Genomic DNA, 22075 nt, shown 5'->3' with positions numbered 1-22075 from the left:
ATCAACGCCTTCCCATACGGGCTGTAGAGAGTTGGGTGCTGGTTAACCCCACCTGTTCCAGCCAATGGTCAACAACCAGACGATCTTTTTCGATAGAGGCATGTACCAAAAAAGTTAGATCAAAATTGTTCAATGCTTTTTTAACACTGGGTCCACCCTTTTTGGCCAAGGTGCTGTCTCGCCAGACCATGCGTTCCAGATCAACCAGACGACGGGTGGAGTGTTTGACTTTGGTCTCACGCTCTTCATAGGTAATTTCGGGTGAGAGCAGGGTACCGATGAGGATGGCCCGTTCCCGTTCCAGATTATCCAATGTTCCAGCTTGAGCTGTGCCTGCGATGAACAGTAAGGCCGCACTGGCCAGCAGAGTTTTGTTAAAGGTCATGGTCTTACTCCCTTAATGATCATCGCCGAGGAATAGATCCACGGAGGTGGTGATCTGTGCATCGGCTGGCACATCGCTATCCAGTAATTCTGGGTCTTGAACTTTTTCCGATAAAGAGAGGGCATCTAACGCCACCATCTTGGCCATATAGCCTAAAATGGTGCGTTCCTGGGTAACCAACGCCATCTCTTTTTCACTTTCCACCATCAGGTTACGTAAAAAATCCTGTTTGGTTTCTGGTTCTAAGGATTGGGTATCCAGTTCCCGATTCATGGGGTGGGCATCCAGTGCCGCCAGCAGTTTGTGCATCGCTTTTTGGTTGGCCTGATAGACCTTGTTGTAGCGGCTGGGGCTACCCCCTTCTGGCGTACCAAATATTTTCATATCCACTTTGGAGACAGAGCGTTCAAAACGCTTTTTTAAATCGGCCTGTTTGGTCTGCAGTTCGGTGACCTCTTTGGGGGTGCTATCTTTGGCATAGCGCAGCTGCTGCATCAAACGTTGGTAGGTATCCAGCTTGATGTTATGTCGCTTTTTACGTAGATCCAGGTGTTGCTGCATCAAATTGACAAAGGCGCGTTTTTCCGCCAGATACTGATGTTGCAGCTCAACTTTTAGATCACCATCTGCCTTTTTAACAGCCTGCTTCAGGTCGGTTAGTGTTTGCCGTTTTAATCCAACCTGGGCACCAATATCACTGATGGCCATGGCGAGCCCTGAGTCGGCATAGTCCCGTTCCAAGGCGTTATTCATCATATTGAGAGGCAGGCGAATGAGCTTCTCAGAGATTTGTGGTCGCCACTGTGGGGTGCTACCCTCTTCAGCCGCTTGGCTTGGCACACTGCCCAGTAGTGCAGCCATGAATAACAGTGCCCCTAAGGTCATGGGTTTGTTGGTGCGTGAGCTGTTCATCAGTTGCGGCTCCAATGATTGAGTCGACGCATCTCATCTTTTAATGAGGCATCCACATTGAGCAGGCTATAACGGGGGAACTGATCGGGATCGGTACGGCGTAGCAGGATCTCCATGGAATCCACAAAGGAGGATCCCCCTTTTAGGTAGAGATCTTTATCTTTAAAGGTGCGCCGAAATTTATCCAGATTGACATGCGCTTTTTCCAGATCCCCAGCTTTGACATAATTGAGAATGCCCACCGCATAAGCCCGCATACGCTCTTCGGTTGCAATCTCAGCCGACCCTGGGGGTAGACGGGTTTCGCACTGCTCAAACAGGCGGGCACTGGCCAGATAGCGGGCTGCTTCACCAGAGCTGCGAGCCGCTCGGTCCAGCGTCATGGCCTCTTGCTTACATTGGCGGTATTTTTGTAGGGCTTCCAAAGCGGCAAAGCGGGACTCCCTGAAACCAAGCCCTTCCGTTGGAGCCAGTGTCCCCATAGGCATGCTTGGTGTGGCACAACCACTTAAACCTGCCAGGGCCAGTAAAAGCACCACACGGCCGAAAGAGAGAGGCGAAATAGAGTTAGACATGATCTTCTCCTTAAGCACCGGACCTGATAACGCAGGTTTGGGCCAGCGATCTTGATGCACAGAGTCGTAGTAAAAAATAGATCCAAACAACGTGAACCATGTGTTCAAACGGGGGTAGGTAAAGGGGAGAGGGGTTTTTTGAGCTAAGTCTGCTTTATAAATTGAATTACCATTTTAAGTGTAAGAATTGCTTAATGTTTGAGCAACGTTATCGTTATAAAGAGTTACGTATAAAACGGTTGCCTATTTGGCCTAAAAGGTGCAACTTCATGATGGTGTAAATCTCGATAATAAAAAGAAATAGGTTGAGGGAACCTGTTTTGGGGGAAGTGGAATGCTGAGCAAATTAAAATTGAAACATAAATTGGTACTACTTTTGGTCCCTTCCATGGTTGGACTTTTCTATTTTGCGCTTATGGGCGTTATGGATAAGAACCGCATGGTTAGCCAGACTGATCAGGTTGGTCAGTTGGCTGAGTTGGCTGTGGGTATGAGTGGCCTAGTGCATGAGCTGCAAAAAGAGCGGGGCATGACTGCGGGCTTTGTGAAGAGTAAGGGTGTCGCTTTTAAAAACGAGTTGCCCTCACAACGTAACAATGCAGATGATAAAGCCAAAGCATTGACAGGATTAATAGCGGGTGTTGATCTGACCATGTATGGTCAGGCATTTACCCAAGATCTTAATCGGCTTATGCAAGATGTACAGACCCGTAGTGATATTCGCCGCAGTGTCGATCGGTTAACCATTCCGGCAAAAAAAGCCATTGGCTTTTATACACAGGTTAATGGGCGGTTTATTGATCTCATTGCCAACATCACCCGTTTTAGTTCGGACTCCAAATTAACAACTCTCTCCCTAGGTTATGTTAATCTGCTTTTGGCCAAAGAGCGTGCGGGTGTTGAACGTGCGGTGTTGGCGGGTGCTTTTGCTGGGGATGCAATCTCCACAGCAGGCTACACCAAATTTGTCTCTCTGGTGTCGGCTCAAAAGAGCTATTTGATCGGTTTTAAGCGGTATGCACCTTTAGATATCATTCAGTTCTATCAAACGGTCATGGACCACAGAGATGTGCAAGAGACCGAGCGTCTGCGCAAAATTGTGATGTCCAAGAGCAGCCAATTTGGTGTGGACACCAAAGCGTGGTTTAAGGTGCAAACCAGTAAGATCAACCGCCTCAAGCAGGTGGAAGATAAACTGAACCATGGGCTGCTCGATACCACCACACAACTGCATGATAATGCCACATCAGATTTAATGTTCTATGTGATCATTCTATTGGTGGTTGTTTTGGTGGCCATCTTTATGGTGATCCGTATTGTCCAGCAGATCCTCTATCAAATTGGTGGTGAACCCGATCAGGTTTGCGCCATGGTGGTTCGCGTGGCAGAGGGTGACCTGACCATTCATCAAGGGCACAATTTTCATGCAACGGGTATTTTGGCCTCTACCATCGGTATGGCTGAACAGCTTAATGGTATGATGCGTCAAGTCCAAAGGATTGTTGAGCAGCTCAGTGATGCCGCCCGAGAGCTGGATACCGTTGCTGAAGAGATGAATCAAGGTACCGGTGATATGCGTGAGCGGGCCAAAGTGGTTGCCAACAGTGCCCAACAGATGACCGATGAGCTTAGTGGACTCTCTACATCCACCCAAGAAGCCAGTAGCCGCTTAGACCGTGCGGCAGATGCTGCCCAGGATACCAACAATAACCTCACCACCATTGCTGCTGCTGCAGAAGAAGCCAGTGTGAACCTAAGTACGGTGGCCAGTGCGACAGAAGAGGCCAGTACCAGTATGGCTTCGGTTAATCAAGCCGCATCGCAAACCAATGAGAGTGTGGCCAGTGTTAACGCTGCTGTACGGGGTATTAGCATGGCGTTGGAAGGAATCCGCACCCAATGCAACGGTGCTAAAAAGGCTTCACAAACGGCACGGGAACGCGCTTCTGGTAGTACAGAGGTTATGGACCAATTGGTCGCTTCTGCCCGTGAAGTGGGTAAAGTGGTCGAGGTCATTAACTCCATTGCCGAACAGACCAACATGCTGGCGTTGAATGCTTCGATTGAATCAGCCGGTGCTGGTGAAGCAGGTAAAGGTTTTGCGGTGGTGGCCAATGAGGTCAAAGAGCTGGCCAGCCAGACCGCTGAAGCGACCCAAATGATCGGTCAACGTCTGGATGAGATCCGTAGCAACAGTGATCGAGTGGTTCAGGTTACTCGGGATGTGAATGCTGATATTGAACGCATTGACCAAGCTACCGAAGAGATTGTACAAGCGGTTGAGGAGCAAGGCTTTACCGTTCAAGACATTGCGGTGTCCATGGCCACCGCTGCCGAACAGACCGATGAGGTGAATAACCGCGTCGCGGAGTCTACATCGGGTATGAACGAAGTGGCGCACAATGTGACGGAGCTTTCTCAGGGTATTAGTGAAGTGACCCAGAATGTATCGGTTGCCTCTGCAGGTGTTCAGGATATGACCCAAAATGTGGTGGATGTTGCCCGGCAAGAAGGGGAAAATGTGGGGCTGTTGGCTGAAGCTGTGGTGGAAGCCAAAAATACATCTGATTCCATGCAAGGCATGAGCAGTACCATTCAGCAGCTGGATACACTGGGCCATACGGTGAAAGATCGCTCCGGACAATCTTTGACCCTCTCCCAAGAACTGCACACAATCTTGGAAAAATTTAAGCTATAAACGCGGCAACCCCCCATAGATTACACGATCTATGGGGGGTCAGTTTCAACCTGCTTGTTTACCATGTAGACAAAACCCGACCCGACCTATTATCACAGCATTTTAAGGGCATACCTGTTTTAGACAGAGTGGATTCGTCATGCCTGGTCGAGCCGATCTCCCCACAACAGCAGGTCGGATAACCCCCTCACCCGTTTTCATGACGGCTCATACTCCCTTATGGTCTTGTTGGCAGCGCTATACCCCACCAGAGATTTTCATCCAACACAATAGAAGAGGGCGAGCCGTGATTTGGCCTCTGACCATTCTAGGCAATTTTTTGAACAGATGGTCCAGCGTTGGTTACTTTGACAGGGTTTGATACATCGGTAGGTCGCTTCATTGATGGGTGTGTTGAGTATGGTGACGTAGGTCTTTAGCGGTGGAGCCGTGGGGTCATAGATGTCGTGGCATCGGTTTTAGCAGCTGTTTGACCTGTAGCAGCTGCACACCACGCTCGGCGAGTTGCTGTTGAGCCTTTTTCCACTGCCAGGGTTGGCCAGATTGACGCGCCTGCCGGCGGTTCTGTTTCAGCCATTTTGCGGCGGTATCCAAGGGGGCATGCGCTGCTAAAAGCATAATACGATACCGCCAGGGCTTACGGATCCAAGGGCCAATGCGGGGACTGTTCCAGATGAGTGTCTCTTCGGCATCCAGTGCTTTATTCAGCTTCCAACGGCGGCTCCCTTCAGCCGCATGGGCACGGTCACGTTTTTTACCGGCCCGGGCTACCACCAATAAACGGGTGTGTACCGTCTCTTCACCATTGACCACCCGGAACTTAAACTGACATAAGCGCCGGCCTGTACGCAGTGATGGAAAATTTTCCCCTTTGATGCGTAAGACCTTAACCTCTGGCTGAACATCACGCCCTGGACCTGGATGGTGAACTTCACGACATCCACGCACCGATGGAGGGGCCCCAATGACAATACGTTCCAATGTAAGCTGTGGGGGTTTGATGGGTTGAATCCCACCTTGCCGCTCCATGTAGAGATGGAACAACCGTTTGCAAACATCACACTGATTTTGGCTCAATGCCTGTTCCAACTGCAAACGTTGGGCATAGTCGTGACTTTGCGCCCATACGATCCATTTGGGCAAGCCCTGCTGCCAGGTAAACCAGATCAACCCACCCAATACCAAGAGCTGCATGCTCAAGATCGACTTAAGCCAGGGAAAGCTCTTTTTCGGTTGCTCTTCTACCTCACGGGGGAGGGGGGTGACAGGTATAACCGGAACGTCAGGTTCTATGGCAATAGGTAGCGTTGCTGCTGCAGCCACACGGGTTTTGGGGCTGGGTAACTGATCTACCTGTTCAATGGCATGTACGGCGATCAGATCAGGTGAGGCTAACTCATCCAACAGGGCTTGATCGACATCGGCGTAGTTGGTTTGGGGTACAAAGATGTGAACCGGTATACCCTGATTAATCCATTCCCGAAATAGTGAGGTGGATTCCTGAAGTTTTTCTTGGATATGCTCAACGCTGCGTACGGAATGGTCCCGGTCAACCTGACCGGTCAGCCACCAGATGGCATCTGTCGGTTCATCCCGTTGAGCCAGCTCTTTTTGAAAGTAGAGCATGTGGGCGGCATAAGCCCCCAGTTGCCAACTAAACCCTTGATCAATGGTATCAGAGAGGTCCAGACGGTAGGCCGCCTGTTCAAAATCATCTTGAATCATTCCGGTGGGGGGGCGAACAAAGGCATCATAATCACCGCTGATGGGTAGGGCACGGGTTGTACCATTCAGACACACCACCGATTGAAGATCAGGATCTTCCATGGTGATACGCTGTACAGTAACCGGCCCCTCAGTGGTGGCGATGATAACCCGAATGCTCAATGCAGATAGACCTTACTGTCTTTGTTACGCAGCCCTTGCATGATACCACTGTTAGACTCGACCAACAGTTGAATGGTGCCGTTAACCGGCTCAGGCAAATTAATGCGCTCCTCCTCCACCGTGAGTTTGGTGGGGGTGGATGTCATGTGTGGCTTAAGGTCGATCAACAGATAAATTTGGTTTTCATCCGCACGGGAGGTCTTCCAACGGATCTTCCAACCGTCGGCCTGACGTTCTTGGACGTCACCACTGCTGGCCGCAGCCACTGCAGGAAAATAGCACATGGAGCCCCGCTGTAAAAGCTGATGATAAAGTGCTTTTAATTTAGGGTCCTGTTTTAGGGCACGCACAACCGCCAGAGCGGTAGGGCCATGTCCCTGGATATGCTGCATCAATTGGGTATAGCCAATGGGACGGGCTGTCTGTTCATCCACCGGTTGACGCAGAGCATCCTGCTGGCTGAGTGCAGTAAAGAGTGTTTCGGTGGTGGTATCCCGTGTGGCTTGACTCATGATTGTCCTCCATACATCCGGCGGAACTGCCGGGTAAATGCCGCACGGTCAGCCTCGAAGACAGAGGCTGCTATTTGATCAGAGGGGAGCGTTGTTTGCAGTGTGGTTAGAAAACGGGAGAGATGTTTGGCCATCTGTTCCAAAAGGGGGGCGGCCTGGGCATGACCGTCACAGATGCTCGGTTGATCTTTCTCGTTATCCCGAAAACCTTGCCGAGCAATGCCTTTAAACGCTCGGGCGGCTTCTTTTTCCAAATTTTGCCACACACCTTGTTGGTTCAATGCCTCACGCAACTGCGTGAGGGTATCCATTGTTCCGGTGTCCCCTATAGACTCGGTGCGGTGTTCTCTAACCTTAGATAGGTCAAGATCAGGGTACAAATTTAGAATCAAGCGAATCGATTCCATATGATTATGGTGTAACAGCAGATGCAAAGAGGCATATTGCACCCGATTAAGATGCTCTGTTAGTGCATGAAGCTTCTGTGGATGCTGGAGATAGTCTGATTGGCAGGCGGTCTCTATGGTTTCATCCAAAGCCTGACCGTGTACTTTTTGCCGCAGTGCCTGCACAACCCGTGATTGAGCATAGCCAAACAGCTCACAGCGTAATAAGGAGAGCGCCAGATCCATGGTATCTCGCCCACCTTCCATGATCCGTTTTAACAAACCCTGCTCCCGGTTGTTCACAAACTTAATGGTATCGCACGGTGGGCTGTTTAATAGGACCAGGGGTGTGGCCTCTTGCTCGATCTCCCGCACACTCTCCCAGAGTATTTGGCTCTGTTCACTGTCCGGTTCCCACTCCCCTGCATCACGGTCTGTCCCCAATACCTGGGTGTGAACCAGGGCCTGTTGGTTCATGGCAGCTCTTAAGGCACGGCGGTAGTTCAGAAAGTCGTTGTAGACAGTCTCAAACTTTTTAAAATCGCCACCCTCTTCATCCCCATTTATGGAGAAGTTTTGCCAGAAATCAAAAATGGCCTCATCATTCAGGGCATCTGGTGCAAAGCTATGACTGCCTGCTTTATCCTGCATAAATTGGCTGATACGGCGGAATTTGCGCTGTTGTTGGGCTTCGGGGAGATGATCTTTTAAAAAAGCATAAAGCTGCCGAGCCAGTTGGTTGGCACACTGGGCGGTGGCAGGGCGGCTATCTTGGGTCTCCACTAGCATGGTGTTAATGCTGTGATCAAGGGCGGTATACTCCAAGGCACTAAATAGAAACTCCCACAAGGCCGCTAATAAGGGCATGCGGCTATAGTGCACCGTAAAGCGGTCTTTGCCCTCGACAATAACCACTCCCGAATTTTCAGTACGGATCATCTCTTGAGGGTCAGTTCCGAGCCGCTCGGCAAAGAAAGACTTAAACCGGTTACTGCGTGCCAGGCCCACTTCCCAGAACAGGGTGACGTAATCACCACAGGCATGGCCGGCTTTAAGCAGATAACAGAGTTCTGTCATCGTTTGGGCGTAGGTGCGGCAAACCAGCATACGTTGCAGCTCATGGCAGGTTTGTGCAGGAAATTTTAAGTCACCATCCTGCTCGGTCTCCGCCACCATGGCCATTAGTCCCAATAGATGGTCACTAATGCCCTCCTGGAGCAGCATACGCTCCGACGCCCAACCTTGATTCATAACAGATCCATGCCTCTGTATAGCTTATATTGATAGCGTTTTTGCCAATGACGTACTTTGGCCACATAACGACGGGTGGCAGGAATAATACGGGCATTGGGCAGATCCCCGACGCGGGACCCCCCATTGTAATAGGATAGTGCAAGATTCACACGTCCCTTATACCGTTGGAGTAATCTTCTTAGAAAATGTAGGCCAAGTCGTACATTAACCTGTGGGTTCCAGAGCATTTTTTTTGGAATACCATACTCACCCATGGCCGTGGCCGGCATAATCTGCATGACACCACGTGCCCCTTTATGGCTTTCAATGCGTGGATCGAAATAGGATTCCACATGGGCCACAGCCAGAGCGAGGGAGATGGGTATCTGTAGCGCTTTGGCCTCTTGGATGATCATCTGTTGAATATATTGGCGCTGCTGTTTATTGGCCTTGGCCCAACTGAGGGTGGGTAGTGAGAGTGTAAGGCCAAGCAGCGTGACAATAAGGAGTGACCGGATCATGGTAAGGCTCCTTAGGGGGGATGGGGTTAACCCCACGGATGTTGATGAAGGTGCCAGGGTGTGGCGCTATCCATATCCAAACCCTGGAGATGCTTTGTTCAAGCGTGCCATCCCCTGATAAGGGAGAGGATTAAGCGTACCGTGGGTATAAAAGTGCGCAGGGGGAAAGCAGGCTTTTCCCCCCTTGCGTAGGTTGGGTCTGCAGTTAAACAATAATCAGAGATGGTATGAAGCCTTAATGCCAGTTGGTGGCTGTCATATCGGCCTGTTTGGGGTTTTGAAGGCCGGAGTCATACCAAAAATCATCGGCATCCTGGCTGGGGCTGCCAAACCCTTGATTCCAATGGGGTGGTGGTGGTGGGCGATGTCCCCTGCCAAATCCCCCTTGGTTGCCTTGAAAGTTATGACGGGGGTGGTGACGGAAGCCGCCACGACCACCACGACGGCGGGGGGGTGAGGGATACCATTGATCCTCTTCTTCAATCTGCTCTTGCTGCTGGCGGGCCAACTGAATTTTGCGCTTTAAACGCTTCACACGTTTTTTCAGTTTTTTGACCTGAGCATTGGCGGCACCTTGCCAGACCGTCATCTGATCACGGTAACGTTTTTCCCACCGTAACATCCGCTGAACGGTCTCATGCTCTTTTTCAGAGAGCATACCATCCGGCGTGCGCTGGGGTGAAAGACCACTCAAATAGTGGATTAACGCAGTTTCCCAGTTTTTGCCATGCACTTTAAGTAAGCGCTTAAGATAGTTTACCCCTAGGCGAATATTAACCCGTGGCCGCTCTACAGACTCCATACGCATATCTGGAAAGCGGTCCAGCATACGATCCAGCGTACGGGGTTGAAGCTGCATGACACCCATGGCGCCCTGTTTGCTGTGGGCAATGGATTGATAGTCAGAGCCCACTTTGGCAACGGCTAATGCCAGGGTAGGGGAGACCCCCTGTTTGGTGGCCTCTTTAACCACCATCTCCTTGACCTCTTGCCGGGTGGCTGTGTGTCCCCAATGTGGCCACACCGTCAGCAGGGTGATGCCTGTCATCAAAGCCATACGGATCAAAACATTACTGTGATCTTGTTTAAACATGATATCCACCTCTCACTGGGATAATCACGATGCATCAATACCCTTGGGGTAACACCACCACGACACGCTGAATGGCACCCTGTTTACGCACCAGTTTTACCTTGGCTTGACGCCAAATGGGGTTGTTGGTGCTCTGGACCAAGGAGCGTTTGACCGAGCGTTTGATCATGCGGTTGGTTATTTTGTGGTTTTTCCACCTTTTTTGGCTCTGTTTCTGCCAACGATCAAAACTGTTTTGGGCAGAGTCGTTATAAAAATAGAAATTAGCGGCTTCCGCTTTTTGTGCAGGGGCCAACATCAGACCCATCAAAGCAGCCACGGCAGCGGTGGTAATCCATTTTTTCATGATGTTTTCTCCTTTAATGCCTGTAGCCAACGATGATCTAAAGTAGAGACAATCACTTCTCGTTGACCAAACAGGCCGCGTAGCCGTAAGGCTTCAGTCATGGACGTATCTGGGGCCAGTGCCAGAATGGTGCGCCCTGCCTGGGGCAGCTGGGCCGGAACCACCGGCTGCATCTTCTGATCTAAAAACTGACCATTGTAATAGAGCACCATACGATCCTCTGCCTGTACGGTGACGGTTGCTTTAGGTGCAGTCGCGTCTTGAGCAGGGGTTAAGGTGGCTCCAGCAATTTTACTGGCCGAACCAACACCACTGCCCATAGAGACCATGGCCAGCACCATGATGCTGAAAAAACCCATGGCCAGAGCCAAGGCAATTTCAGTCATCGCATTATTGCTGGTATGGTTATCCATGAAGGAAAACTCCTATTGCCGTGGTGCGGTATGTACCGCGTATGCCAGAGAGTACGAAAAGGGTAGAGGTGGTTTTTCTTCCATACGGCATACAGATTGCGGCAAGCTTGGAAGAAAGCTTGAAAAGCATGGGAAAAAAAACACCCTGTGCAGCGGTAAACGACACAGTGCCAATGCATTGATCACCCTTGACCCATAAAGAAGCAGCCAACGTGATACCCACAACCAACCGTCCCCCTGATTTTCATGCTTTTTGGCAAGACACCCTCCAAAAACTCTGGGCGATTGACCCCATGCTGGAACGGCAGGTTTTACAATCCCAAACAGCTCCGTCAGGGATGGTTTTGGAGCGGGTGCGTTTTCGTTCCTGGAACGGGGTGACCATTCGCGGTTACCACATGTACCATCCCGACCCCTCTACCCCCCGACCCCTGATTGTGCATAGCCATGGTTACAACAGCCAATACACCATGAAGCCCGAGTGGGTTGCGGGGGGGGCCGATGTGTTAGGGATTGATATTCGTGGGTTTGGTCGTTCACATCAGGGGGTGGAGCGTTCACCCTTGGGCTGGGTGCTGACCCATTGCCACAGTCCAGAGCAGAGTATCTTGCGGGGTGCGGTTTGTGACCAGATCCAGGCCATACGGGTAGGTTTGAGTATCCCGCCAACACAGGGTCGCCGCTTGGTCCACTGGGGTTACAGCTTTGGCGGGGGATTGGCCATGATGGCGGAGACACTCTATAGCCATGCTGAAGCCTTGGTGGTTGGTGTACCAACCTTTGGTTGGCCCCTGGGCAGGCAGCTTTTGGTACGTCAGGGGTCTGGAGAAGAGATTAATCGATATTTGGTTCAACAGCCTGAGGCAGAAGAAGATTTAATGATGGTACTGCGCTACTTTGACCCCATCAACTTTGCGCCGGATCTTAAACTGCCCGTTCTGATGGGTTATGGTGAGGAAGATGATGTGGTACCTGCTGAAACGGTTCTACCCATTGCGGCCAATCTAACCTGCCGTCATGAAGTGGAACGTTACCCTGTGAGCCATACCGACCGTCCTGAAGAGATAGAGTGGAACAAATTTCGGGCCAAGTGTCTTCACTTTGCCGTACATGGGGTGCCGGATACCTTTGGCCGTTAAAAAGCGTCCCATCCCCGTATACCTGTGGTGGATTATCCCAGCTTTTTTAGGCATGCTTGGTTGATCTTACTAAAGGTTATCTCTGTTAAGCATGTATCAAAGAGGCCAGGACCCCTTGTATGATCTGCGGTCAGGTTGTGTTTTGATCAGATGCTGAACAAGGCTGAAATCAACCAGGTATACACCAACCATGATGAGATCCCACCCTGGGGCAGAGCACCCACTTTTGGCTGGCCCCATTTTACGCCGCGTAGAACCTACCCGTGTCGTCTTGTGGCTGGCCATGGCACAACCTTGGCCGATACGTTTGATCCTAAGGACGGCGTCTCAGCCTGAGATGATGTTTCTGTTGGATCCGCAGAGCCCCCAACTTCATCACATACAAGCTGGGGCACACCTTCATATCATGCTTATTGATGTGGCGTTGCCTCAGTCACTACCTAGAGATTGTTGGATTGATTACCGGTTGGAGGTTCAGTATGAGCCCAACGGTCCATGGCAGGATTTAACCCAGCATTGCCCGGATATGTGTTATCCAGGGCGTGAAATGCTGGGGTTTAAAATTCCCTCTAAAGTGCAGGGTGTATGGCATGGTTCCTGTCGCAAACCCCACCATGACTCAGCAGATGGTTTGGTCATTGCAGATACCCTGATGCAGCGCATGGTTCAGGAGCAGAGCCATGCTGATCTCTCCAGCTGGCCTGCCATGTTGGTACTGTCTGGAGATCAGATCTATGGGGATGATGTCGCGGGGCCAATGTTACGGGCCATACATGCTTTGATTGAGGTACTTAATCTACCCAATGAAGTATTACAAGCGTCTGAAATACCCAGTGTAGACTCTGCCCAACAGCTTTACCAACATACCGACAGTTACTATGGGCGGACCCACCTTTTGCCAAGAGATCGTGTGAACCGATCGCTTAAAGAGACCCTTTTTGGTGGTGTGCGTAAGCCGATCTTTACCACGGAAACAGCAGAGAATCATCTGATTACTCTGGGTGAATATCTCACCATGTATCTGCTGGTTTGGTCACCTGTGGTGTGGACGTTTATCCAACCAGAGATGCCGACAGGGTTAAGTGCGTCAAATCAGGCACTCTATCAAGAAGAACAGCGCATTATAGACCAGTTTGTAGAGGGCTTGCCCCAAGTACAGCGGCTTTTGGCCCACCTACCTGTGGCCATGATTTTTGATGATCATGATATTACCGATGACTGGAACTTACACCGGGCCTGGGAAGAGACCGTTTATGAACACCCTTTCTCCCGACGTATGATCGGAAATGGCCTATTGGCATATTTGGTCTGTCAGGGTTGGGGCAACCATCCGGATGCTTTTCCCCATCAAATGGTCGATCCGTTGACTCAACTTTTTCAGCAGCCTGGTGATGGGTCCTATGATGACTACATCACCCAGCTTTTACATTTTGAATCCTGGGAGTACACATGGCCCACCGAGCCACCATTGGTGGTGATCGATACCCGTACCCGTCGTTGGCGCTCTGAGCGTGCTGCGCAACAGCCTTCTGGTTTATTGGATTGGGAAGCCATTGGTGATTTGCAGCACCGCCTAAGGGGGCAAGATGCGGTCTTGCTGGTCTCTCCTGCGCCCATCTATGGGGTGAAGCTTATAGAAACCATACAAAAGATCTTTACCTGGTTGGGTAAGCCTCTCATGGTGGATGCAGAGAACTGGATGGCTCATCCTGGTACGGCTGAGGCTATTCTTAATGTCTTTATGCATCGTAAAACCCCACAGCATTTTGTCATTCTGTCGGGAGACGTCCACTACTCCTTTATGTACGATGTGGAGCTGCGTGGACGGGTAGGGGGGCCCGATATCTGGCAGATTACCAGCAGTGGTCTGCGCAATGAATTCCCTAAAAAATTGTTGGCCACGCTAGATACCCTCAACCGCTGGCTCTATGCACCCCGCTCACCTCTAAACTGGTTTACCCGTCGCCGTCGTATGCGCATTATACCCCGTAAGCCGGAGGGGCATGCCGATGGGCGTCGGGTCTTAAACGGTGCTGGTATTGGTTTGGTGGAGTTGGATGAGGCGGGGCGCCCTTGGCGTGTCCGTCAGTTTGTAAGTGCTGAAAAAGGTATTCCCTTTGAGCGTATGGAGCACCACTCCCGCTGGCAATAGGTGATCATCCGCGTGATTGGGCGATCTCTGCATTACCCCATATGTGGGTCAAGGCGTGGGCGTCGGGTCTGCATAAGGGGGATCGGTGACGGCTACCCCCCATTGTCGTCAATGTATGGGGTATGGCATGGCGCTAAATAGTGCTGTCGCTTTAATAGAACGGGCTCTGTTCCGTGTGGGGTTCTCCATCACCGGTTGAATGATCGATGTGAGCGCAGAGGCGATACCCCTAGGGTTGCGGGCACGGCTGTTTCATGGGTGATTCTGCACCCATGTTTAACACGGCAGATACAGATCTGTCGTCCGTACAGCCTGTGTACTCATACCTAACAAATCCACCCTATGCTTGGCTGTCCGCGTCATGCCCCCTGATAGATGCCTATTCCCTGTGTATCCAGATAGGTCACAAGTGCGATGTTATGCCTGTTGTCGAATGTCATGAAGGGTTTGGTCGTATGTACCCTGTAGTTTGGTCACAAACTGGTTCATCTGCGCTCGGTCCTGGGGGTCGTCCATCTGCTTAGATAGATGAAAGGGTTTAAGTATGCGCACCACAGGTTTTTGACGGGTGAGCTTTTTATCAAACCAAGCCAACACGACCGGTACAATAAGTGGCTCTTTGGGCATCTGAGCAGCCAATAGGAACCCCCCTTTTTGAAAAGGGAGAGGGGATTTCTCGGTCGAGGTGGTGTTGCCTTCCGGGCAGATAATCAGATTACGCCCATGATCGAGCGCTGCACCAGCCTCTTGAAAAAAACGTTGACGAATCTGCTGACGTTGATTGGGGTTTTCCTCCAGCTCTGGGCCCCCGACATAGATGTAGTTAAAGGGATCAAAATATTGTTGGTGTTCATACTCATCCCGGTCGGAGCGACGCACTACACGCATGGCATTTTGACCATATTTTCGGTAGAGAAAAGCGGTCAGGAAGTGGGTATCCATGGTGATCAGAAAACCCGCAGGTAGCTGATAGTCCATATGGTTAACCAGATGGTTCATCATAAAGATATGACCGGTATCTACCGGTAAATTTTCCTCCCCTTCAACCGTGATATCAATCATGTCATAGAGCTCACCAAAGCCCATATTACAGTGGGTACGGACCTCCTCGGGGCTACGATCGGAGCTGCTTTCTGCCACCCGCTCATAGATCTGTTGCAGTTTTTGGAAAAAACGTAAATCGGCACGAATCCGCTCTAAAATTTCCATGAAAGTTGTGGCGAGATTTTTTTCCACAAAACTACCATTGCGGGCCACCATGCTTAACACCCGAAAACCATCGGCAATGGTAAAGCGGTTTTCCAGCAAATGGGGGAGTTTGCGTAGAGGCGAAGTAATGGCCAGTTGGGGGCCATAAAGGTTAAGTAAAGAGCGGATAGCCAACCGCTCTTCATTAAACTGCTGCATGATAAAGCGTACCCGCACAGCCCGTAGGCGCCCCCCCACTACCCATAAAATACGACGGAAAAAACGGGCGCCCTGCTCAGGGTGGTCGGTGATGACGCGCTGTAGTTCAGCAATGGGTATGGCTAAAAGGTGTGTTTCAGTGAGGGCTTTGGCAGATCCCTCATAGAGATCACTCAACAGGCCGGTCCAGCCCAAGACAAGTCCAGCATGGGCCAAGGTATGGTAAGGGTGCATCACGGCATCCCCCCCTTGGGTACCTTGCATAAAAGCCATTTCCAGGCGGCCACCCGCTAAAATATAAAAATATTCTGCAGGTTCACCCTCTTCATAGAGCATCTCTCCTGCAGGTAGCGTGATCTCTTTGGCCAGAGAGTCAAAGTGGTTGCGTTCGGCCTCATCAAAAACTTGGAAAAAGAGTGACCGATCCAAAGCTGAGTGGCGATCAAGGAGCTCTGCAACCAGTTCATCCTCTTCTGCAATATGGGTCACCTCACCGGTGGATGGTGTGAGTAAACTACGGGCATGCAGTAGCCGCATGTCCGCCTCTACCGCCAAGGCATGTAGAAAGGGCAGGGCAAAGTTGGCATCTTCGGCGATCAGTGCTTCTAACGTATCAATGGGTAGCCGTAAAAAATGGCTACGTTCCACACATACCACCGATTCCATATAGCGATGGGGTGGACGAAATGCCGACCAACCCAGCACCGCCCCCGGAAAACGGGTGGTATCCATGGTTATGGCATCTTCTGGTCCATCTAAATTGATGGTATGACGCACACGACCCTGAATCATCAAATAGAGATACCGGGTCTCATCATGTTGACGAATAAACAGCTGACCTGCCTCATACAACCGTGCTTCCATAACAGCATCCAGTTGCTGTTTCTGTACAGGATTAAGATGGTTAAAGGGTGCAAAATCAGTGAGTGATTCAAACATGTTGCTCTCCATCCAGTTACAGTCCCATACAGCGTATACCGCAAACTCTGGACCGAAATAAAACGCCCGATATCAGCCCATATTGATGCAATATCATGCGCATATCCCAAAAATTAGCATATCAAACGATCAGATGCTTAAAGTGTGGGCAATTCGGGTCGGTGGTGGTGGATGATCGCGTAAAAAACAGATGTGTTAGGCCGACAAGCCACATAAATGTGGGTTTAAAAGTTATTAATAATTCCGTCTGAAGAGCTAAACCATGTAGACTCTATAAAGGAGAATTCTTCTTATAGGTAGATGGGTTATAAAACGGTGAGAGGTCCTGATGAAAGCCATATTTAAACAGGTAATCTTCGTCCTAATACTGAGTTTGGGGTGTGTCACAGCATATGCGCAGGATAAAACCCCATATCGTATTTATATCGATGCGGATTGGAGTGGCTCCATCCCCTCTAGTCAGGCTATTGAGTGGGGGATCCGCACCGCCTTAGCCGAAGAAAATAACCAACTGGCTGGACACCCGATTGAGATTGTACGGGTGAACCATCGGGGTAATACCCGACGTCATTTGTATAATCAGAAAAATTTTCTAAAAGATGATCACGCGCTGCTGGTTTTTACCGGACTGCATTCACCACCTCTCTTGGCTAATAAGAAATATATCAATAACAACAGTATTTTAACGCTAAACCCGTGGGCGGCTGCAGGTCCAATTACCCGTAAAATGGCCCCCAACTGGATTTTCCGTTTATCGGTGGATGATGCCGTGGCAGGGCGCGTTATTGTGGAGCATGCCATTAAAAAGCGCGGTTATAAAAAACTGGTTCTGGTGGCAGAAGATACTGGATGGGGCCGTTTTAACCATAAAAATATGAGCGCCAAAGCGGCTGAGTATGGCATTGATGACCTGCCGGTTATTTGGTCCAATTGGGGGATCTCCAAACCGGCTGCTAAAATTATTCTGCGTAAAGCAGCCAGCATGAAAGCAGATGCTATTCTACTGGTGGTTAACCCTACAGAGTCTGTCACTTTTGCCACCGCCATGGCTGAGTTGGAGCCTGAGCGGCGACGTCCTTTCCAAAGTCATTGGGGGGTTAGTGCAGGAGGGTTCTCCAAAAAAGTGGGTTCCAAAGTCTTACGTACCATTCAATTGGAGTATGTACAGAGCCGCTTCAGTTTTTTGGATGGGGTGCTCTCCCCTCATGCCCAACAGGTACTTGGACGAGCCATGCAGCTCTTTCCTAATGCCATTTCCACCCCTCAGGATATTCGTCCACCAGCCGGTTTTAAACATGCCTATGATCTAACCCGTATTCTTATGGCGGCAAGCCATCAAGCTGGATTAACGGGTAATGTCAAAAATGATCGTGTGGCCATACACCAAGCGTTGGAAAATCTAAAAACACCTGTTCAAGGGTTGATCAAAACCTATGTCAGACCCTTTTCTCCGCCAAAAACAGCGCACTCAGATGATCATGAAGCGTTGGGGATAGAGGATTACACCATGGCCACATTTGATGGTTTGGGTAATGTCAAAATTCATACGGAGCCATAAATTGTGAATGGTCTGTTTAAAGAGTTCAGCTTTTCCAAGCTGTTTGCACTGGCTATTTTACTCAGTGTATTGGGTGTGGCACTGCTTTTAGGTGTCGTTTTAACCCGTGGTATGGATCAAAGTTTTGAACAGCAGACTCAACACCTCAACCGTTTACATTTGGATCGTGTTGCTCAGCAGTTGCGTCAGTTTACGCAAAGTCACCTGACGGTTCTTGCGGATATTGCTGCGAATCCATTAACCATTCAGGGGGTTTTACAACCTGAAACCAATTTGGCCAATACCATGGATTGGCTGGCCAGTGTTCGGTTAATTGGTGAACGTTACCCCTTGGTGTTAATGGATTTTGAAGGGAAGGTTCTTCACCAAACAGCCAAAAATGGACCCTTGGATACCTCATCTGTCCAGTCTGTGCTGCAAGGGGTACAACCGCATATGCAGTATGTGCATGCACAGGAAGATGGTAACCACCAATTGTGGTTGATCACACCAGTCCTTTGGCAACAAGGGGCAGAAGGCGCCCTGGCCGTTTGTATACCGCTAGATCGGTTGGAGCCCCTGGAGCATAAGCAGTCTGGTCAAGGTGGTATTCGTTTATGGCAAGACAAGCGCCTACTGTTAAGTATTGGCCAGCCAGGTCAGGGGCAGAGCACCCAAAAAATATTGGGAGAAGTGGGTATAACCCTTGAAATGGTCATGGATAATATGGCCTTGCAACAGGCCCGTGGCCAACTGGTTTGGGATACGTTGCTTCTGGGTCTGTTACTGCTTGTGCTACTGGGGGCCATGCTCTATATGTGGGGGCAAAAACTGTTAGTGGCCCCACTTGTGGGTCTCTCCCGACAAGCGGAGGCCATTGCCAAAGGGGTGGACCCAGATCCGATTGAGCAAAAGCCAGGTGTTCAGGAGATTACCCAACTTACCCACAAGTTTCACCATATGTACCAGGAGGTGACGGCCACCCGTCAGCATTTGGAAAAATTGGTGGGTGAGCGTACTCAAGCATTGGAAAATCAACTTCAAGAACGCATACGAGCTGAAGAGACATTGCGTGTGGTCAGTGATCTGCAAGAGGCGATCTTGGAGAGTGCCGATGCCATGATCATCGCCACCGATGCCACGGGTCGGATCATTCAGTTCAACACTGCAGCGCAACGTAAGCTGGGGTTTGAGGCCCATGAAGTTTTAGGGCACATGAAGTTGGATGCTCTGCATGATGCTATGGAGCTGCAAAATCGCCATTTACCCATCCATATAGAGAGTGATCAGCCCTTAAGCATACCGCTGTTGACCATTCTGTATCGTGCCAGCCAGGGTGAGGTGGATGAACGGGAGTGGTGCTACCGCTGTAAGGATGGACGCACCTTCCCAGTCCGGTTATCCATCACCCAAGTGCATAATCATGGTAACCATGTTCAACAGGGTTATCTGGTGGTGGGGTTGGATATAACAGAACTCAAAGCGTCCCAACAGGCGTTGATGCGTAATCAGGCCAATCTGGCTCATGCACAGGCGATTGCCCATCTGGGGAGTTGGCAGTGGGAGCTTGGGAGTGGCCATATGTTCTGGTCTGATGAGACCTTCCGTATTTTTGGGGAGGCACTCCAAAGTTTTAAACCGGCCTTTGAAGATATTCTGCGTCGGACCCACCCACAGGATGCCAAATTTTTAGAGCAGGGGGTCACCCGTTCGTTGGCTGATCCTGAAGTTGGGTTTGAATTTGAGACCCGCCTGCTGCGTCGCTCGGGCGAGGTGCGTTCGGTTATTATGTTAGGTGAGGTTGCGTATGATCATAACCGCAAACCGCTACGGGTATCGGGAACGATCCAGGATATTACTGAGCGTAAAATAACCGAGGATAATCTCCTGCTGGCCAAACGGGTTATTGAAAGCGCCAGTGAGGCCATTGTGATTACCAATGCCGAGGGGCTGATTACCGATATCAACCCCGCCTATGAAGCGATCACCGGGTACAGCCGTGAAGAGGTGATGGGTCAAAGCCCTGCCATTACCCAATCTGGTCGGCATGATGAGGGTTTTTATAAGCAAATGTGGCAAGCCCTTAAACAGGCAGGTAGTTGGGAAGGGGAGATTTGGGATCGACGTAAAAACGGGGAGATTTTCCCCAAATGGCTCACCATTAATGCCATGCGTAATGCCTATGGGCATGTGAGCCACTATGTGGGCATTTTTTTAGATATTACCACCCAAAAAGCGACAGAAGAAAAGTTGGAGCGGCTCGCTTTTTATGATCCCCTAACCAAATTACCCAACCGTGCACTCTTTCGGGATCGTTTAGAGCATGAGCTGGAGATCTCAGCGCGTGACCAGGACCAGACCGGACTGTTTTTTATTGATCTGGACCGCTTTAAATTGGTGAACGATACCTTAGGGCATGATGCCGGTGATCTGCTGTTGCAAAGTGTCAGTGAGCGTATTCGTGAAACCCTACGACGCAGTGATACGGTGGCCCGTTTAGGGGGGGATGAATTTACGGTTATTCTTCCACGGATTCATCAACCGGCTGAGGCGGCCAAAATTGCACAGAACATTATTGAGTCACTGAAACAACCCTTTCAGCTGAAAAGCCAAGAGGTGTTTATTGGTAGCAGTATTGGTATAGCGCTCTATCCGGAAGATGGGGAGGATTTTGAAACCCTGACTAAAAATGCAGATACCGCCATGTATCAAGCCAAGGAGGCTGGTCGTGGTCAATATATCTTCTTTACTCAGGATATGAACCGCCACAATCATCAACGTATGAACATGGAGCGGGATCTACGTTATGCCCTGACTGAGCAACAGTTTCAGCTACACTATCAGCCTAAACTCTCTTTAAGCCAAGGCCAGATGGTGGGGATGGAGGCCCTGATCCGTTGGCAACACCCTGAGCAGGGGTTAATCGGGCCCGATCAGTTTATTCCACTGGCCGAAGAGACCGGTTTAATCCTGCCCATGGGTATTTGGATTTTACAAACCGCTTGCCAACAGACCCAACAGTGGCGCACAGAGGGGCACCCCTCACTACGTGTGGCGGTTAACCTCTCTGCACGACAGTTCCAGGATCCAAACTTGGTGGCCAATATTGAACAGGCGCTGCACAGCAGTGGCTTGCAGGCGGATGGTTTGGAGTTAGAGATTACAGAGAGCATCGCCATGCAGGATGCAGAGCAGACCATTGAGACCGTTCAGCAGTTACGACATTTGGGTTTGCATATCTCCATTGATGATTTTGGTACCGGTTACTCTTCCTTGAGCTATCTGAAACGTTTTCCCCTAAACGCCCTAAAAATTGACCGATCCTTTATTCAAGATGTCACCACCAGTGTGGAAGATGCATCCATCGTCACTTCTATTATCTCTATGGCTCAAGCGATGAAACTGGATGTGGTTGCAGAGGGGGTGGAACAAGATGCTCAGCTTGCCTTCTTGCGTGATCTGCAGTGTGGAGAGGTACAAGGATTTCTCTTCAGCCGACCTTTGGATCGTCAACAATTTCAGACCTATCTTAAAGATCATCCCACCCCATAAAGATCATCCACCTTCCACCGATCTACACGCACGCCACGCCCTGCAAAAGTCATCTTAATCTTTCCAGCTTGTGTGAAAATCCCCATACAGAAGTTGATGTTTTTTTCGAAAAAAATAGGGCTAAGTGCCGAAAATACCATCTTATTTTGTAGAAATTACACGCTATGCATGACAAGATGTCATATTCTGTTTATTGCCTTATGTTAAGCTAACAGATTGTATTTTCATTGTTAATAATGGTTTTGCAAGGTATGCTTGGCCATAGTGATTCAATGGCTTTATTATAGATCAAAACCATTAATCATTGATCTTTCTTTATGATTTTTTCATGACGTATCAGTTACATGGGCGATGGGTATTGGGCAGTCTGCTCACCTTGGGGAGAATG

General features: G+C 50.0%; 16 protein-coding genes. 5 read left to right on the top strand and 11 right to left on the bottom strand.

Annotation, left to right across the window (positions count from 1 at the left end; genetic code table 11):
* Window position 1: 1 nt before the first annotated feature.
* Genes V5T57_RS03315 through V5T57_RS03305 form a run of 3 tightly spaced genes read right to left on the bottom strand, consistent with a single transcriptional unit; the run spans window position 2 to window position 1872 of the window.
* Complete coding sequence (locus tag V5T57_RS03315; protein WP_332889736.1) at window positions 2–385, bottom strand: hypothetical protein; 384 nt, start codon at window positions 383–385, stop codon at window positions 2–4.
* A gap of 12 nt (window positions 386–397) precedes the next feature.
* On the bottom strand, window positions 398–1297 hold the full coding sequence (locus V5T57_RS03310; RefSeq protein WP_332889735.1) for a hypothetical protein: 900 nt from the start codon (window positions 1295–1297) through the stop codon (window positions 398–400).
* On the bottom strand, window positions 1297–1872 hold the full coding sequence (locus tag V5T57_RS03305; RefSeq protein WP_332889734.1) for a hypothetical protein: 576 nt from the start codon (window positions 1870–1872) through the stop codon (window positions 1297–1299). Before V5T57_RS03305 ends, V5T57_RS03310 begins: the two co-directional genes overlap by 1 nt.
* Before the next feature lie 334 nt (window positions 1873–2206).
* Between V5T57_RS03305 and V5T57_RS03300 the strand changes: the two genes are divergently transcribed.
* On the top strand, window positions 2207–4570 hold the full coding sequence (locus tag V5T57_RS03300; RefSeq protein ID WP_332889733.1) for a methyl-accepting chemotaxis protein: 2364 nt from the start codon (window positions 2207–2209) through the stop codon (window positions 4568–4570).
* 435 nt (window positions 4571–5005) lie between these two features.
* Here the strand turns inward: V5T57_RS03300 and V5T57_RS03295 are convergent, their stop codons facing one another.
* The 7 genes from V5T57_RS03295 to V5T57_RS03265 form a co-directional block, all read right to left on the bottom strand.
* The gene (locus V5T57_RS03295) at window positions 5006–6457 is read right to left on the bottom strand and encodes a hypothetical protein (RefSeq protein ID WP_332889732.1); all 1452 of its coding nucleotides are present in this window, start codon (window positions 6455–6457) and stop codon (window positions 5006–5008) included.
* On the bottom strand, window positions 6454–6969 hold the full coding sequence (locus tag V5T57_RS03290) for a hypothetical protein (RefSeq protein ID WP_332889731.1): 516 nt from the start codon (window positions 6967–6969) through the stop codon (window positions 6454–6456). The genes V5T57_RS03295 and V5T57_RS03290 overlap by 4 nt, the downstream gene beginning before the upstream one ends.
* Complete coding sequence (locus tag V5T57_RS03285; protein ID WP_332889730.1) at window positions 6966–8606, bottom strand: hypothetical protein; 1641 nt, start codon at window positions 8604–8606, stop codon at window positions 6966–6968. The genes V5T57_RS03290 and V5T57_RS03285 overlap by 4 nt, the downstream gene beginning before the upstream one ends.
* Complete coding sequence (locus V5T57_RS03280; RefSeq protein WP_332889729.1) at window positions 8603–9109, bottom strand: lytic transglycosylase domain-containing protein; 507 nt, start codon at window positions 9107–9109, stop codon at window positions 8603–8605. Before V5T57_RS03280 ends, V5T57_RS03285 begins: the two co-directional genes overlap by 4 nt.
* 235 nt (window positions 9110–9344) lie before the next feature.
* Window positions 9345–10202 carry a transglycosylase SLT domain-containing protein gene (locus tag V5T57_RS03275; protein WP_332889728.1) on the bottom strand — a complete coding sequence of 286 codons (858 nt, stop codon included), beginning with the start codon at window positions 10200–10202 and terminating at the stop codon, window positions 9345–9347.
* A 34-nt stretch (window positions 10203–10236) separates the two neighbouring features.
* Entirely contained in the window at window positions 10237–10548 is a 312-nt protein-coding gene (locus V5T57_RS03270) for a hypothetical protein (protein WP_332889727.1), read from the bottom strand.
* Window positions 10545–10961 (bottom strand): hypothetical protein, encoded by a 417-nt coding sequence (locus tag V5T57_RS03265; protein ID WP_332889726.1) that lies wholly within the window; start codon window positions 10959–10961, stop codon window positions 10545–10547. The genes V5T57_RS03270 and V5T57_RS03265 overlap by 4 nt, the downstream gene beginning before the upstream one ends.
* Window positions 10962–11173: 212 nt before the next feature.
* Here V5T57_RS03265 and V5T57_RS03260 point away from each other — a divergent pair, with 212 nt between their 5' ends.
* Both V5T57_RS03260 and V5T57_RS03255 read left to right on the top strand, forming a co-directional pair.
* A complete protein-coding gene (locus tag V5T57_RS03260) occupies window positions 11174–12100 on the top strand; it encodes an acetylxylan esterase (RefSeq protein ID WP_332889725.1) in 927 nt (308 codons plus the stop codon).
* A 190-nt stretch (window positions 12101–12290) separates the two neighbouring features.
* Window positions 12291–14252 carry an alkaline phosphatase D family protein gene (locus V5T57_RS03255; protein WP_332889724.1) on the top strand — a complete coding sequence of 654 codons (1962 nt, stop codon included), beginning with the start codon at window positions 12291–12293 and terminating at the stop codon, window positions 14250–14252.
* 417 nt (window positions 14253–14669) lie between these two features.
* Here V5T57_RS03255 and V5T57_RS03250 read toward each other — a convergent pair whose 3' ends face one another.
* Window positions 14670–16598, bottom strand: coding sequence for a cyclic nucleotide-binding domain-containing protein (locus V5T57_RS03250; protein ID WP_332889723.1), 1929 nt, complete (start codon window positions 16596–16598; stop codon window positions 14670–14672).
* 328 nt (window positions 16599–16926) lie between these two features.
* On the opposite strand from V5T57_RS03250, the gene V5T57_RS03245 reads away from it, so the two are divergent.
* Window positions 16927–18156, top strand: coding sequence for an ABC transporter substrate-binding protein (locus V5T57_RS03245; RefSeq protein ID WP_332889722.1), 1230 nt, complete (start codon window positions 16927–16929; stop codon window positions 18154–18156).
* A gap of 3 nt (window positions 18157–18159) precedes the next feature.
* A complete protein-coding gene (locus V5T57_RS03240) occupies window positions 18160–21687 on the top strand; it encodes a sensor domain-containing protein (protein ID WP_332889721.1) in 3528 nt (1175 codons plus the stop codon).
* Window positions 21688–22075 lie beyond the last annotated feature (388 nt).

This window comes from Magnetococcus sp. PR-3, from assembly GCF_036689865.1.
Taxonomy (GTDB): domain Bacteria; phylum Pseudomonadota; class Magnetococcia; order Magnetococcales; family Magnetococcaceae; genus Magnetococcus.
This window is presented reverse-complemented; position numbering and strand designations above follow the sequence as displayed.

Bases quoted from the DNA above. Each gene is read 5' to 3' on its own strand.
- V5T57_RS03270 (WP_332889727.1), bottom strand. From the start codon at position 10,548: ATGAAAAAATGGATTACCACCGCTGCCGTGGCTGCTTTGATGGGTCTG.
- V5T57_RS03305 (WP_332889734.1), bottom strand. From the start codon at position 1,872: ATGTCTAACTCTATTTCGCCTCTCTCTTTCGGCCGTGTGGTGCTTTTA.
- V5T57_RS03275 (WP_332889728.1), bottom strand. From the start codon at position 10,202: ATGTTTAAACAAGATCACAGTAATGTTTTGATCCGTATGGCTTTGATG.
- V5T57_RS03300 (WP_332889733.1), top strand. From the start codon at position 2,207: ATGCTGAGCAAATTAAAATTGAAACATAAATTGGTACTACTTTTGGTC.
- V5T57_RS03280 (WP_332889729.1), bottom strand. From the start codon at position 9,109: ATGATCCGGTCACTCCTTATTGTCACGCTGCTTGGCCTTACACTCTCA.
- V5T57_RS03265 (WP_332889726.1), bottom strand. From the start codon at position 10,961: ATGGATAACCATACCAGCAATAATGCGATGACTGAAATTGCCTTGGCT.
- V5T57_RS03315 (WP_332889736.1), bottom strand. From the start codon at position 385: ATGACCTTTAACAAAACTCTGCTGGCCAGTGCGGCCTTACTGTTCATC.
- V5T57_RS03250 (WP_332889723.1), bottom strand. From the start codon at position 16,598: ATGTTTGAATCACTCACTGATTTTGCACCCTTTAACCATCTTAATCCT.
- V5T57_RS03290 (WP_332889731.1), bottom strand. From the start codon at position 6,969: ATGAGTCAAGCCACACGGGATACCACCACCGAAACACTCTTTACTGCA.
- V5T57_RS03285 (WP_332889730.1), bottom strand. From the start codon at position 8,606: ATGAATCAAGGTTGGGCGTCGGAGCGTATGCTGCTCCAGGAGGGCATT.
- V5T57_RS03255 (WP_332889724.1), top strand. From the start codon at position 12,291: ATGATGAGATCCCACCCTGGGGCAGAGCACCCACTTTTGGCTGGCCCC.
- V5T57_RS03310 (WP_332889735.1), bottom strand. From the start codon at position 1,297: ATGAACAGCTCACGCACCAACAAACCCATGACCTTAGGGGCACTGTTA.
- V5T57_RS03245 (WP_332889722.1), top strand. From the start codon at position 16,927: ATGAAAGCCATATTTAAACAGGTAATCTTCGTCCTAATACTGAGTTTG.